At 73.6% G+C, this 12941-nt stretch carries 10 protein-coding genes and 1 tRNA gene; 4 read left to right on the top strand and 7 right to left on the bottom strand.

What is annotated here, in order from left to right; all coding sequences use genetic code 11:
• Nucleotides 1–78 precede the first annotated feature (78 nt).
• The gene (locus DTB53_RS06330) at nt 79–1626 is read left to right on the top strand and encodes an alpha/beta hydrolase (protein ID WP_012380923.1); all 1548 of its coding nucleotides are present in this window, start codon (nt 79–81) and stop codon (nt 1624–1626) included.
• A gap of 30 nt (nt 1627–1656) precedes the next feature.
• Here DTB53_RS06330 and DTB53_RS06325 read toward each other — a convergent pair whose 3' ends face one another.
• The 7 genes from DTB53_RS06325 to DTB53_RS06295 form a co-directional block, all read right to left on the bottom strand.
• Complete coding sequence (locus DTB53_RS06325; RefSeq protein ID WP_012380922.1) at nt 1657–2373, bottom strand: DUF8010 domain-containing protein; 717 nt, start codon at nt 2371–2373, stop codon at nt 1657–1659.
• Nucleotides 2370–2792 carry an acyl-CoA thioesterase gene (locus tag DTB53_RS06320; protein ID WP_003969105.1) on the bottom strand — a complete coding sequence of 141 codons (423 nt, stop codon included), beginning with the start codon at nt 2790–2792 and terminating at the stop codon, nt 2370–2372. Before DTB53_RS06320 ends, DTB53_RS06325 begins: the two co-directional genes overlap by 4 nt.
• 5 nt (nt 2793–2797) lie before the next feature.
• Nucleotides 2798–4462, bottom strand: coding sequence for an energy-dependent translational throttle protein EttA (gene ettA / locus DTB53_RS06315; protein WP_003969104.1), 1665 nt, complete (start codon nt 4460–4462; stop codon nt 2798–2800).
• A gap of 125 nt (nt 4463–4587) precedes the next feature.
• The gene (locus DTB53_RS06310; protein WP_003969103.1) at nt 4588–6072 is read right to left on the bottom strand and encodes a Cys-Gln thioester bond-forming surface protein; all 1485 of its coding nucleotides are present in this window, start codon (nt 6070–6072) and stop codon (nt 4588–4590) included.
• 198 nt (nt 6073–6270) lie between these two features.
• Nucleotides 6271–6732 carry a single-stranded DNA-binding protein gene (locus DTB53_RS06305; protein WP_012380920.1) on the bottom strand — a complete coding sequence of 154 codons (462 nt, stop codon included), beginning with the start codon at nt 6730–6732 and terminating at the stop codon, nt 6271–6273.
• 135 nt (nt 6733–6867) lie between these two features.
• Nucleotides 6868–8739 (bottom strand): YfjP family GTPase, encoded by a 1872-nt coding sequence (locus DTB53_RS06300; RefSeq protein ID WP_042497170.1) that lies wholly within the window; start codon nt 8737–8739, stop codon nt 6868–6870.
• Complete coding sequence (locus DTB53_RS06295; RefSeq protein ID WP_003969100.1) at nt 8736–10379, bottom strand: ATP-binding protein; 1644 nt, start codon at nt 10377–10379, stop codon at nt 8736–8738. The genes DTB53_RS06300 and DTB53_RS06295 overlap by 4 nt, the downstream gene beginning before the upstream one ends.
• 306 nt (nt 10380–10685) lie before the next feature.
• On the opposite strand from DTB53_RS06295, the gene DTB53_RS06290 reads away from it, so the two are divergent.
• From DTB53_RS06290 to DTB53_RS06280, 3 genes are all read left to right on the top strand, one after another.
• Nucleotides 10686–10758, top strand: a tRNA-Arg gene (locus tag DTB53_RS06290).
• A 589-nt stretch (nt 10759–11347) separates the two neighbouring features.
• The gene (locus DTB53_RS06285) at nt 11348–12223 is read left to right on the top strand and encodes a peptidoglycan-binding protein (protein WP_012380918.1); all 876 of its coding nucleotides are present in this window, start codon (nt 11348–11350) and stop codon (nt 12221–12223) included.
• Nucleotides 12224–12407: 184 nt separating this feature from the next.
• The coding region (locus DTB53_RS06280; protein WP_146777715.1) for a GNAT family N-acetyltransferase at nt 12408–12941 on the top strand (534 nt) is incomplete at its 3' end.

The following is a 12941-nucleotide window of genomic DNA, read 5'->3' as shown; positions in this document are numbered from 1 at the left end:
AGGGGCTGTCCGGATGGTGGCGGCACCGGGTGTGCTCGTAGCGTCGGTCAGGTCATTCCCCCTGTTCCGAGGAGCGCCATGCGCGTCGTCCCCCTCTTCTGCGCCGGTCTGGCACTGGCCGGTCTGCTGGCCGGAGCGACACCCGCGACCGCGGCATCCCCGCCACCGGTCCCCGCGCGCCACCACCTCGACTGGGGGGCCTGCCCGGACCGGTACGAGGAGCTGAACGCGGCGGGCGCACAGTGCGCGGACGTCACCGTGCCCCTCGACCACGCCGATCCCCAGGGCCGCACCATCCGGGTCGCCGTCTCCCGGATCCGGGCCGCGGACCCGTCGCGGCGGCGCGGCGTCCTCCTCTCCAACCCGGGCGGGCCGGGCGGGCCCGGGCTGGACAGCACCCTGCGCCTGCGACCGGCCCTGGGGGACGTGGCGGACCGCTACGACCTGATCGGCTTCGACCCCCGCTTCCTCGGCGACTCCACCCCGGTCGGCTGCGCACCGGCGGCACCGGCCGTGCCGCCCGGCCCCGTCACCTCCGCGCGCCGGGACTTCGACCGGTCGGTCCGTGCGGCCCGGGACACCGCGCGGCGCTGCGGCCGGCACGGGGACAACGCCGCGCTGCTCCCGCACGCCTCCTCACGCAATGTCGCCCGCGACATGGACGCGATCCGGGCGGCGCTGGGTGAGCCCCGGCTCTCGTACTACGGGGTCTCGTACGGGGCCGATCTCGGCGCCGTCTACACGCAGTTGTTCCCGGGGCGGGCGGACCGGATGGTGCTCGACTCCAGCACCGACCCGGCGGCCACCCAGTACGAGCTGTTCCGGTCGGCCGGGGAGCCGCTCGAAGAGGCCCTGGACGCCTGGGCCGGCTGGACCGCCCGGCGCCACGGCTCCTACGCCCTGGGCCGCACGGCCGCCGAGGTGCGGGCCCGGGTGCAGCGGCTCCTCGACGGGGCGGAGAGACGCCCGGTGCCCGTCGCCGGGGTGCGGCTCGACGCCCCCGTCCTGCGGCTGGTGCTCAGGCAGTTGATCCAGCACGAGGAGTACGACGCGGCGCTCGCCGGCACGGTACGGGACCTGGTGGACGCGGCCGGAGGGAAGCCGGTCGAGCCCGGCCCCGAACTCGCCGCGATGCTGGAGATGCTCGCCTCCCCGGAGCTCGCGGACAGCATGCTGGGCGGGGCGGTGTTCATGTGCGGGGACGGCGGCTGGCCGGCCGGCGGCTGGCCGGCCGACCCGGAGACGTACTGGAAGAACTCCTGGCGCAGCCGGGCCGCACAGCCCGTCTTCGGTCCGTTCGTCAACGGGATGACGGCCCCTTGCGCCTTCTGGGAGACCGAGCCGGCCGAGCCCGGCACGGAGATCGGCAACGACGTGCCGGTCCTGATGCTCCAGGCCCGCCGCGACAACAACGTCCCGTACGAGGGGGCGTTGGCCCTGCACCGCAGGCTGACCGGTTCACGGCTGGTGACGGCGGACATCCGGGCGCACGGCGTCTACGGGCGCGGAAGCGACGGGCTGCGGCCGGTGCCCTGCGCCGACCGGGCCGTCAACGACTACCTGCGCGGCGGGAAGCTGCCCGCGCGGGACCTCACCTGCCCGACGGCCGGGAGGCCCGGGCGGTGACCGGCGGGCTCCCGGGCGAGTGGCCTCGGCTCAGCGGGGGCCGACGGTGAAGGGCAGGGCGCCGAGCTCGCCGCTCGTCGCCCCGCGCAGGGCGATCGAGCCGTACGGGGTGCGCAGCCGGAGCCAGCCGCCCGCGGAGAGCAGCGACACCGGGAACCCCGGGTCGGCCCGGAGGAAGCCGAGGGACTGGGCCGCGTGGACGGCCCGGAGCGGAAGGTCGGTGGTCCCGACCGGCCGGGACCAGATCTCCCGGCCGATACGGTCCCGCTCGGCACGGGTGCGCCGCTCCTCGGGCAGGGCCTCGTCCCGGGTGCGGAACTCGGCGACGGCCCCGTCCAGCGCGGCGCGCAGGGCGTCCGGCCCGGGCAGGCCCGGCTGCTCCCGCCAGGGGCCCCGGGGTGGCAGGACACCGGTCCAGGGCGGCCCGGTGACCGGGGCGGGCAGCGCACCGGCGCCCGGCTCCGCGGCGCCCGCCGGGTCGCCGGGGACGGGAACGTCCAGGGTTTCCAGCAGCTCCCCGGCCGACACCGTGACGTCGAGCGTCTCGGGGCGGGCCAGGCGGGCGGCGCGGATGGCGAGGACCTCGAAGGAGGGCGGGCGGCCGAACACGGCCAGCGCGTCGCCGCCGCCCGCCTGCAACCGGACCGCGGCGGCCCGGTCGTAGTGGAGCAGCCGGCCGAGGAAGGCGGCGAGATCCGCCGCCTCCCTCGCGTCGGCGAACCGCAGCGACTGCACGGGCACGGTCATGCCGCGGCGGGCTCCTCTGCCAGGTACTGCTGGAGGAAGAGCTTCTCCTCGGCGGAGATCCGCCGGGGCCGCTCCGCCGCCAGGTCGTACGGCACGACGACGGTCGAGGCGCGCACGTACACCTGCTCGGGGTCCTTGATCTCATAGGCGATCGTCAGCGACGCGGCGCCGATCTTCGTGACCCACGACTCGACGGTCACCGGCTCGTGCCGGTGGACGAGCGGCCGTACGTAGTCGATCTCGTGACGGGCCACGACGGACCCGCCGGAGAACGACGGCGAGCCGTCCCCGGGCGCCAGCCGGAACATGAAGTCGATGCGCGCCTCCTCCAGGTAGCGGAGGAAGACCACGTTGTTGACGTGGCCGAAGGCGTCCATGTCCGACCAGCGCAGGGGGCAGCTGTAGAGGTGACGAGCCAAGACGATCAGCCTCGCGTGAGCTTCTTGTACGTGGCGCGGTGCGGGCGGGCCGCGTCCGCGCCGAGACGCTCGATCTTGTTCTTCTCGTACGACTCGAAGTTGCCCTCGAACCAGTACCACTTGGAGTCGCCCTCGTAGGCGAGGATGTGCGTGGCGACGCGGTCCAGGAACCAGCGGTCGTGGGAGATGACCACAGCGGCGCCCGGGAACTCCAGGAGGGCGTTCTCCAGCGAGGAGAGCGTCTCGACGTCGAGGTCGTTGGTGGGCTCGTCGAGGAGCAGCAGGTTGCCGCCCTCCTTGAGCGTCAGCGCCAGGTTGAGGCGGTTGCGCTCACCACCGGACAGGACGCCGGCCGGCTTCTGCTGGTCCGGGCCCTTGAAGCCGAACGCGGAGACGTAGGCGCGGGAGGGCATCTCGACCTGGCCGACGTTGATGTAGTCCAGCTCGTCCGAGACGACGGCCCAGAGGGTCTTCTTCGGGTCGATGTTGGCGCGGGACTGGTCGACGTAGGAGATCTTGACCGTGTCGCCGATCTTGACCGAGCCGCTGTCCGGCGTCTCCAGGCCCTGGATCATCTTGAACAGCGTGGTCTTGCCCGCGCCGTTCGGACCGATGACGCCGACGATGCCGTTACGGGGCAGCGTGAACGACAGGTCGTCGATGAGGACCTTGTCGCCGAAGGCCTTCGAGAGGTGCTCGACCTCGACGACGATGGACCCGAGACGGGGGCCCGGCGGGATCTGGATCTCCTCGAAGTCCAGCTTCCGCATCTTGTCGGCCTCGGCCGCCATCTCCTCGTACCGGGCGAGACGGGCCTTGGACTTGGTCTGGCGGCCCTTGGCGTTGGAGCGGACCCACTCCAGCTCCTCCTTGAGGCGCTTCTGGCGCTTCTCGTCCTTGCGGCCCTCGACCTTGAGGCGGGCGGCCTTCTTGTCGAGGTAGGTGGAGTAGTTGCCCTCGTAGGGGATCGCGCGGCCGCGGTCGAGTTCGAGGATCCACTCGGCGACGTTGTTGAGGAAGTAGCGGTCGTGGGTGACGGCGACGACGGCACCCGCGTACTTCGAGAGGTGCTGCTCCAGCCAGTTCACCGACTCGGCGTCCAGGTGGTTGGTGGGCTCGTCGAGGAGGAGCAGGTCCGGGGCCTCGATGAGGAGCTTGCAGAGCGCCACACGGCGCTTCTCGCCACCGGAGAGGTTGGTGACCGGCCAGTCGCCGGGCGGGCAGCCCAGGGCGTCCATGGCCTGCTCCAGCTGGGCGTCCAGGTCCCACGCGTTCGCGTGGTCCAGGTCCTCCTGGAGCTTGCCCATCTCCTCCATCAGCGCGTCGGAGTAGTCGGTCGCCATGAGCTCGGCGACCTCGTTGAAGCGCTTGAGCTTGCCCATGATCTCGGCGGCGCCGTCCTGGACGTTCTCCAGGACGGTCTTCTCCTCGTCGAGCTTCGGCTCCTGCATGAGGATGCCGACGGTGAAGCCGGGCGACAGGAAGGCGTCGCCGTTGGACGGCTGCTCCAGGCCCGCCATGATCTTCAGCACCGTGGACTTACCGGCGCCGTTGGGTCCCACGACACCGATCTTCGCGCCGGGCAGGAAGTTCAGGTTGACGTCATCGAGAATCACCTTGTCGCCGTGCGCTTTGCGCGTCTTGCGCATGGTGTAGATGTACTCAGCCAAGAGAAACCGTCCGGCAGCAATAGAGGTGTGGGCAGATACACCCCATCTTGCCTGACGGCCCTCCCCGGACGGAAACCCGTCCGGGGATCGACACGGGAACGACGCCGCTTCCCGCGTACGGCCGGTCACTCACCGTTGGCGTGGGGTGCCTTCCGGCGGAGGAGGAAGACCGCGCCGCCGCCCACCACGAGCAGTCCGATGGCGACCGCCGCGAGCATCGGGGTGGCGCTGGAGCCGCCGGTCGCGGCGAGATCGACCGCCGGGCCCGATGTGGTGGAGCCGGTCGTGGCCGGAACGGACTGCTGGGCGCTCTGGGTGCCGATGTCGTTGCCGGCGTCGCCCGCGCCCGCGCGCTCCAGGACGCTGCCGCTGGTGGCGCAGTCCAGCACCCCGGTGAAGGTCCTGGCGAACCCGGGCCCCGTGATGGTGAAGTCGTACGCCTGGTCCTCGGCGACGGGGACCGTCACCGTGCGGGTGGCCCCGGCGGCGATGGTGTGCTCGGTACCGGCCAGCTCGAAGGTGAAGGGGGCGTCGCCCCGGTTGGCGGCCGTGATGTCCACGCCGCCCGCCGCGCAGTTCTTCCGCGCGGTCAGGGCGGGGGCGGCGCCCTGCTCGGTCCAGGTGGCGCCGGCCCGCGCGGAGACCGTGGACTCGCTGGAGCCGGCCAGGATCTGGGTCTGGGTGCGGCCGGTCCCGACGAGGGCCCGGCCGACCGGCACGGAGGTGGTGGCCTGGGCGGTCAGGGACGCGGTGCCGTCCGCGGTGTCCTTCGGCACGGCGAAGTAGAGCCGGTCCCCGTCCGCCGCGGCGGTGACGGGGGCGCCCTTCTCGTCCGTGACCTTGACGCCGCTGGCCGCCGCGTCCACCGGGGGCGACACCGAGACCTGGTCCGCGGCGGTGCGGACGGTCACGGGGCCGAGCCGCTCACCGGCCCGGCCGGAGACGGCGGCCGGCTCCAGGGTGAGCGAGGCGCGGGGCTCCTTCGTGTTCCGCGCGTTGCGGTGCAGCCAGTCGGCGAGCTTCTCCGCCTGCTTGTCCGACGCGCTGACGTCGGCGTCGTCCGAGTAGCGCCAGATGGCGACCTGGGTCCCCGCGGCGGCGGTCCGCTCGGTCAGCGGGCCGGTGCCGGCCGCTTCGGCGAGCGCGGCCAGGTCGTCGACCTGGGGGTAGGAGTGCTGGAGGATCCAGCGGATCTTCCCCGCGTCCCGGTTGGTGCTCAGCGAGGTCTCGGCCCACGGGGTCTCCAGGTATCTCGCCTGGTCCTGGGTGGGGTTGTGGAGGTCGATGCAGTAGGTCTTGAGCTTGCCGCCGCCGTCGACGGTCATCTCGAACAGCCCGGCGGGCAGTTCCTGGGTCCGGTCGGGCGCACCGTCCTTCCCCTCGACGCGGAGGACGGCGCTGTCGAAGGTCTTCAGCCCGTCGAGCACCGCGGCCGCGCCGCCGTGGTGCCGGCCCGGGTCGTCGGCCGCCGCCGGTCCGGCGCCGACGAGCGCGGCAGCCGCGACGAGACCGGAGATCAGCAGCGCGGCGACCGGACGGCGGATGCCGCGGCCGGGGGGCGCCCCTGTCGTGCCGGACGGCGCAGCGGACGCTGAAGACGCAGAAAACACAGAATTCCCCTCCGGGCGAGGCCCTCGCGCGTGGTGCGCGTGTGGGGAATGCCTCGCCAGCAGACCCGAGTGACCCGTGAGCACTGGGAATCCTAAAGAACGGGGCAAGGGCAGTCCCCCGTACTGCCCTTGCACAACCATTCCGAATCGGAATCGTTATGGCGCGACGGCGGTCGCGCTTGTCGGCGATGAGCTTTTTCAGGACACCGCGGCCATTGCGTCGACCGGTTCCCGCTGTTTCTCGGACGGCCGCGCATCGCCGTCCGTGACACTTTCCGAACGCTCCGTCAGAAGGGGTTCCGCTCGGGCGGCCCGGCGGAAGGCGGCCGTTCCCCGGCTCAGGTCGTGGCCGACGGCGACGGCCTCCACGTCGACGAACGTCCGCCGCTGACCGGCCTGTTCCTCCTCCCGCACCTTCAACCGGCCGTGCACGACGAGGGGTTCCCCGATCGAAACGGAACCGGCCAGATTCGCGGCGAGCGTCCGCCAGGACCAGACGGTGTAGAAGCTGGTACGGCCGTCGGCCCAGAGCTGTTTCGCACGGTCCCAGCGCCGCGGGGTCACGGCGAAACGGAATCGCGCCATTCCTCCGGTGGCCGTCTCACGGAACTCCACCGCCGTCGCGGCGTTACCCACCAGGGTCACCAAGGTCTCGTTCATTTCCCGCCCCCGTTTTCCTTGTCGTACCGGATCGCACCGCTCGTACCGCATCGCGCCGCTCGTGCCTCTCCGGGCGTCTGCGGGGTGCGGACTCCATGGTGGACGCCGGGCGGGAATCGCGCCGGGGCCTGTGGACTACCGGCCGGTTGTGGAGAACTCCGTCACCGTCACGTACCGCTCGCGCACTTCGCGGTAGCGCACCAGCTCGGCGGCGACCGGATCCAGGACCCTGGCCCGGCCGCATCCGGCGGCGGCCTCGCGCAGCCGCCGCTCGGCGTCCTGCCCGTACCTCCTGGCCGGTCCCCGGATGGCCGCGGCGCAGGACCACTCCACGAGCGGGCCGCCGACGACTCCGGCCAGCATGATGAGCGCGGGCGTGACGAGCCCCGGCTCCAGGACGCCGATGATCTGGCCGACCAGCCACAGGCCGCCGAAGACCTGGAGGAGCGTCATCGACACCTGGGCCAGCACGGCGGCGGGCCACCACTTCGGGCGGGGCGGCTTGGCCGGACGGCCGCCGAGCGGGGCTCCGGGGGACGTTCCGGCGGCTCCCCCCGCCGTCTCCGTTCCGCCGCCCCGCTTGGACGTGCCGGGGGCCCCGGCCCTGACCGCCAGCTCGTCCAGCGCCTCGGACAGTCCCCGCGCCCCGGTGAACGCGGCCTCGCGGACCGCCTGCGCCCAGGGGCCCGGCAGCCCGTCGGCGGCGTCGTCCGCGACGATCCGCACCGCCTGCTCGACCCGCTGCCGGGCCGTCAGTTCCTCCTCGGGCGGGGTCAGCGCCTGCCCCATCCGGTCCAGGCTGCCGGGCAGGCCCCGGTTCTCGTACCAGCGCCAGAGCCGCAGCCACGGCGTCCCGCAGGCGCGTCCGGCGTTCCTGCGCCACTCCCGTTCGGCGGCCTGTCCGGCGGCGGCGGCCCCGACGGCCTCGGCCAGCCGGTCGGTGAACTCGTCGCGGGCCCGCTCGCCGAGTCCGGGCCGGCCCTCGGCCACGTAGACCGGGCGCAGCCGCGCCGCCGTCGCGTCGACGTCGGCCCAGAGGCGGCGGGTGGCGGCCGTGCGGTCCTGGACGAAGCGGCCGATCAGCTCGCGGAGCTCGGGGACCCCGTCGCCGGTGAGCGCGGACAGGGACATGACGGTGGCGCCGGGCTCGCCGTGCTCGCCGAGCGCGATGCCGTCCTCGTCGAGGAGGCGGCGCAGGTCGTCGAGGACGAGGTCGGCCGCCTCGCCGGGCAGCCGGTCGGTCTGGTTGAGGACGACGAAGGTGACCTCGGCGTGTCCGGCGAGCGGGCGCAGGTAGCGCTCGTGGAGGGCGGCGTCGGCGTACTTCTCCGGGTCGACGACCCAGATCACCGCGTCGACCAGCGCCAGCACCCGGTCCACCTGGTCGCGGTGCTCGGTGGCCGCCGAGTCGTGGTCGGGCAGGTCGACCAGGACGAGCCCTTGGAGCGCCTCGTCGAACGCGGCGGGCCCCGGGTGCGGCCTGCGCCGCAGCCGCCCGGGGACGGCGAGGCGGTCCAGCAGGCCGGCGGCCCCGTCGGTCCAGCTGCACGCGATGGGCTGGGAGGTGGTGGGGCGGCGCAGTCCGGTGTCGGAGATCGGGGCCCCGGCGAGCGCGTTGAACAGGGTCGACTTCCCGCTGCCGGTGGCTCCGGCGACGGCGATGACCGTGTGCCGCGAGGAGAGGCGCTGCCGGGCGGCGGCCTCGTCCAGCACGCGTCCCGCCTCGGCGAGGGTGTCCCGGTCGAGCCGGGCGCGGGAGAGGCCGACGAGCTCGCGCAGGGCGTCGAGCCGGGGCGGCAGCGGCCCGCCGGAGGGGACGTACGCCTCGACCTGCGGCTCCACGTCGTCCTCGGCGGGCGTGCGGGGGGCGGTTCCCCCGGCCTCGCGGGCCTCGCCCGCAGCCGCGCGCCGGGCGATGAGCCCGTCGTCCCAGCGCCCGTCCGCGCGCCGGTCCGCCTTCGGCGTGCCGTTTCCGTTGTCCTGGTCCTCGTCCGTGACGGCGGTCATCGCTGCCACCTCTCCTTCTGCAGTACGGACAGCGCGGCGATCAGTTCGGCCTGGGGTTCGGGGGCGACGTCGAGTACGTCGAGGGGGGCGAGGCGGCGGTCGCGTTCGCCGCCGAGGACCTGGTCGAGGTAGGTGGTCAGCAGCTCGCCGCCCTTGTCGCGGAGGCGCAGCGCGCCCTGGGCGCCGATGCGTTCGGCGAGCTGCTCCCCCGCCGCGCGGGCGCGCCGCCCGCCGAGGAGGGCGGCCGCGAGCAGTGCGGCGACGGTCTCGGGGGCGGGCGCCACGTTCCGTTCGAGCTGGCGCACCTCCTCATCGGCCAGTTCCTCCAGGACCCGCCGCCACCGGCGTACGGCGACGGAGATCCGGCCTTCGACGTCCTCGGCGGGCCCCCAGCCGCCGGCCTCGCGTCCGGCCTCCTCGAACCGGAACAGGCTCCCGGCGGGTTCGCGGCGCCACTGGGTGCGGATCTGTTCGTCGGCGGCGGAGACCGAGCACTGGAGCAGGGCCACCAGGCTGTCGACGAGGGCTTCGAGGAGCTCCTCGGGCGAGCTGTAGAGCGGGTAGCCGCGCCACCGGGTCCGCGCGTCCCCGGAGAGCACGGCGCCGCTGCGCAGGCGGCGCCGGATCCGGGCGGCCTCCGTGCCGTACGCGTCCTGGACCACCCCGGTCAGCCGTACGGAGGCGGCGTACTGGGCGGCGACGGCGGAGGCGAGGGCGGGCATCCGCACGTTGAGCGACTGGATGACGCCGGAGGCGGTGCGCGCCACCGCCTGCTGCCGGGCGGCGGGGTCCTGGGCCCGGTGGGCGAGCCAGGCGCGCAGCGGGGCGACGGCGGTGGTGGGGAGCAGTCCGCTGCCGCCGCCCGCGGACTCGGGCAGCTCCGGGATGGTGAACCGGGGTACATCCCCGAGTCCGGCCCGGGTCAGCAGGGCCGCGTACTGCCGGGACACCTCGGCGATCACCTGGTGGGGCACCCGGTCGAGGACGGTGACGAGGGCCGCGTCGTACTCCTTCGCGGTACGCAGCAGGTGCCAGGGCACGGCGTCGGCGTAGCGCGAGGCGGTGGTGACCATCACCCAGACGTCGGCGGCGCAGATGAGTTCGGCGGCGAGGACCCGGTTGCGGACGACGAGCGAGTCGATGTCGGGGGCGTCCAGGAGGGCGAGGCCGCGGGGCAGGCTGACGGCGGTCTCCACCCGCAGCGCGGTCTCCCCGTCCTCGCCCCGGGCCGCGAGGTCGTCCAGTCCGTCGGGGTCGGGGCTCTGGCCCGGCGGCAGCCAGATCCGGGTCAGCTGGGGGAGCACCCGCACCCCGGCGAACCAGTGGTGGTCGTCCGGGTGGCAGACCAGCACCGGGGTCCGGGTGGTGGGCCGCAGCACCCCGGCCTCGCTGAGCCGGCATCCCACCAGTGAGTTGACCAGGGTGGACTTCCCGGCCCCGGTGGATCCGCCGATCACGGCGAGGAGCGGGGCCTCGGGGTCCTTGAGACGTGGCAGGAGGTAGTCGTCGAGCTGGGCGAGGAGTTCGACCCTGGTCTGCCGGGCGCGTTCGGCCCCGGGCAGGGGCAGGGGGAGACGCACGGCGGCGACACGGTCGCGCAGGGCGGAAAGTGCGTCGATGAGCTGAGGCCGTACGTCCATGGTCGCCACATGCGAAGAATGCCCAATTTTAGATCCTTTTTGAAGCGTATAGACCTCTCTGCGCGGCGGTTCCACCCTCTGGACAGAGTCAGGACAGAGGGGACGAGTGGGGCGGGGGCATAACGAGTACACAACACCCGGCGCGAGGGGAGCGAAAACCGATGCAGGAATCGCACCTACCTGCGATTATCGGTTCGCTTCACCGAACCTCCACATCGTGCCACGCAGGTGAAGCAACCGGGTCCAGGGGATCGGAGCCCTATCCTTGTCCCGGCACGGCCACGGAACCACCGATCAGGACTCCCGGCCCCCGTAGCTCAGTGGATAGAGCAGGCGCCTTCTAAGCGCTTGGCCGCAGGTTCGAGTCCTGCCGGGGGCGCACCGACCGCACGACCGAGAGGCCCTCCGCACCGGAGGGCCTTTTCGCTGGTCAGGGGGACGTTAGCGAGCGCGGTGTCATGGCGGCGTAAAGCTGCGGCACCCGACCGCGCCGGTGCGGTGGAAACCGGCCGACCGCCCGGCCCGCGCTCCCGGACACCGCTCACCGCGCCGGCGGCCACGGCAGTCGCAGACCGCGACGGCGGGCGCGCCCGTGTCCCGGTCCCCCGTCGGGGCGCCCGTGAACGCCTTCGGTCGACCCGGCGCCCCGGCTCGTGCCGGAGGCCTTTCCCCGGGGCGCGGTGGCGAGGGCCTCGGCGCCCGGCCTGTCGGGCAGGAGTTCGGACATACCCGGGCGGGAGTTCGGGCACGGCGCAACCTTCCGTCCGGCTGGACGTTCGGCAGGGCACGGGAGCGGGCAAATCGATCAGGTGGGCCCGAAGGCGGAATCCCCGCGGCAGGGCGCTCCCGACCGTCCCGCCACCCGGTGGGCGTGCGCGGCTCCACGCCGCCGTCCGCCCGCCGGTCCCGCCGACCCCACACCGAAGCGCCCGCGTGATCTACGCACCATCAGGGAAAGGAGCGCCGCGATGGCGACGCCGCTGTCTGCAGCCAGGCTGCTCAAAGCCCTCCGCGACGAAGGCCTCCATGTCGTCGAGCACCGGAGTTGGCGTACCAACAACCGGAACCACAAGGGACCCTGGGGCCCGACACACGGCGTGATGATCCATCACACCGTCACCTCGGGCACCGCGTCCTCCGTCGAACTCTGCTACAACGGCCACTCCGCCCTGCCCGGCCCGCTCTGCCACGGGGTCATCGCCAAGGACGGGACCGTCCACCTCGTGGGGAACGGGCGGGCGAACCACGCCGGGCTCGGCGACGACGACGTGTTGCGCGCCGTCATCGCGGAGAAGGCGCTGCCCCCGGACAACGAGGCCAACACCGACGGCAACCGGCACTTCTACGGCTTCGAGTGCGTCAACCTCGGTGACGGGAAAGACCCGTGGCCGGCCGCCCAACTGCTGGCGATCGAGCGGGCCGCCGCCGCCGTCTGCCGGGCGCACGGCTGGTCGCAGCGGTCGGTGATCGGGCATCTGGAGTGGCAGCCGGGCAAGATCGATCCGCGCGGGTTCACCATGAACTCCATGCGCGCGCGGATCGCCAAGCGGCTGGACGGTTCCCCGGACGGGCCCTCCGATCCGCCGCCGAAGCCGACGTACGAGCCGTTCCCGGGGGCCGCGTTCTTCAAGGTCGGCCGCAACAGCGCGGTCGTCACGGCGATGGGCAGGCGCCTGGTGTCCGAGGGCTGCGGCCGGTACACGGTGGGGCCGGGCCCGGCCTGGTCCGAGGCCGACCGCACGTCGTACGCCGCCTGGCAGCGCAAGCTGGGCTACACGGGCGGCGACGCGGACGGCATTCCCGGCAAGAGCAGTTGGGACCGGCTCAAGGTGCCCAACGTGTGACGGCGGCGCCTTGGGGTCCGGACCCGGACCCGGAACCGGCCCCCTCCCGCTCGCCGCCGCCGCGGGTCGGAGAGGGGCCGGACGACCCGGACGCCCACGGCGGTCCCCTGTGGTTTCCTCGTAGCGCCGATGGCGGCCCGGTGGTCCGCCGCCGGATCGCCGACGAGATCCGAGGGACGGTGCGATGACGGCCGAGGTGGAAGTGGTGGCGGCCGGGGAGTTGAACCGGTACGCCGACGGGATCCGCGACGTGTACGCGCGGGCGTTCGCGGCCCCGCCCTGGAACGAGGACCCGGCACAGGCCGACCACTACGCGGAACGCCTCGCGCGCGACGCACGCCGGCCCGGGTTCACGGCGGCGGTGGCGACGGCCGACGGGGCCGTGACGGGTTTCGCCTCGGCCTGGACCACCCCGGAGGCCTTTCCGGCCGACCGCAGTTACGGGCAGGTCGCCGAGGCCCTCGGGCCCGGGCGGACGCGGGCGTGGCTCTGCGGCGCACTGGAGGTGAACGAACTGGCGGTGGCACCGGAGGCGCACGGCGCGGGGCTCGGCGCGGCGCTGCTCCACGCGGTGACGGGGCCCGCCCCGGACGGCCGTTGCTGGCTGCTGACCTCCGTACGGGCCGAGGCGGCGCTGCGCCTGTACGAGCGGGCCGGCTGGCGGCGGGTCGACGCGCCCGTGCCGGGCAAGGCGGCCCTCGTGGTGCTGCTCGGCCCC

This window comes from Streptomyces griseus (assembly GCF_900460065.1).
GTDB lineage: Bacteria > Actinomycetota > Actinomycetes > Streptomycetales > Streptomycetaceae > Streptomyces > Streptomyces griseus.
The sequence above is the reverse complement of the archived record's forward strand: the minus strand, read 5'-3'. Positions and strand labels throughout refer to the sequence as shown.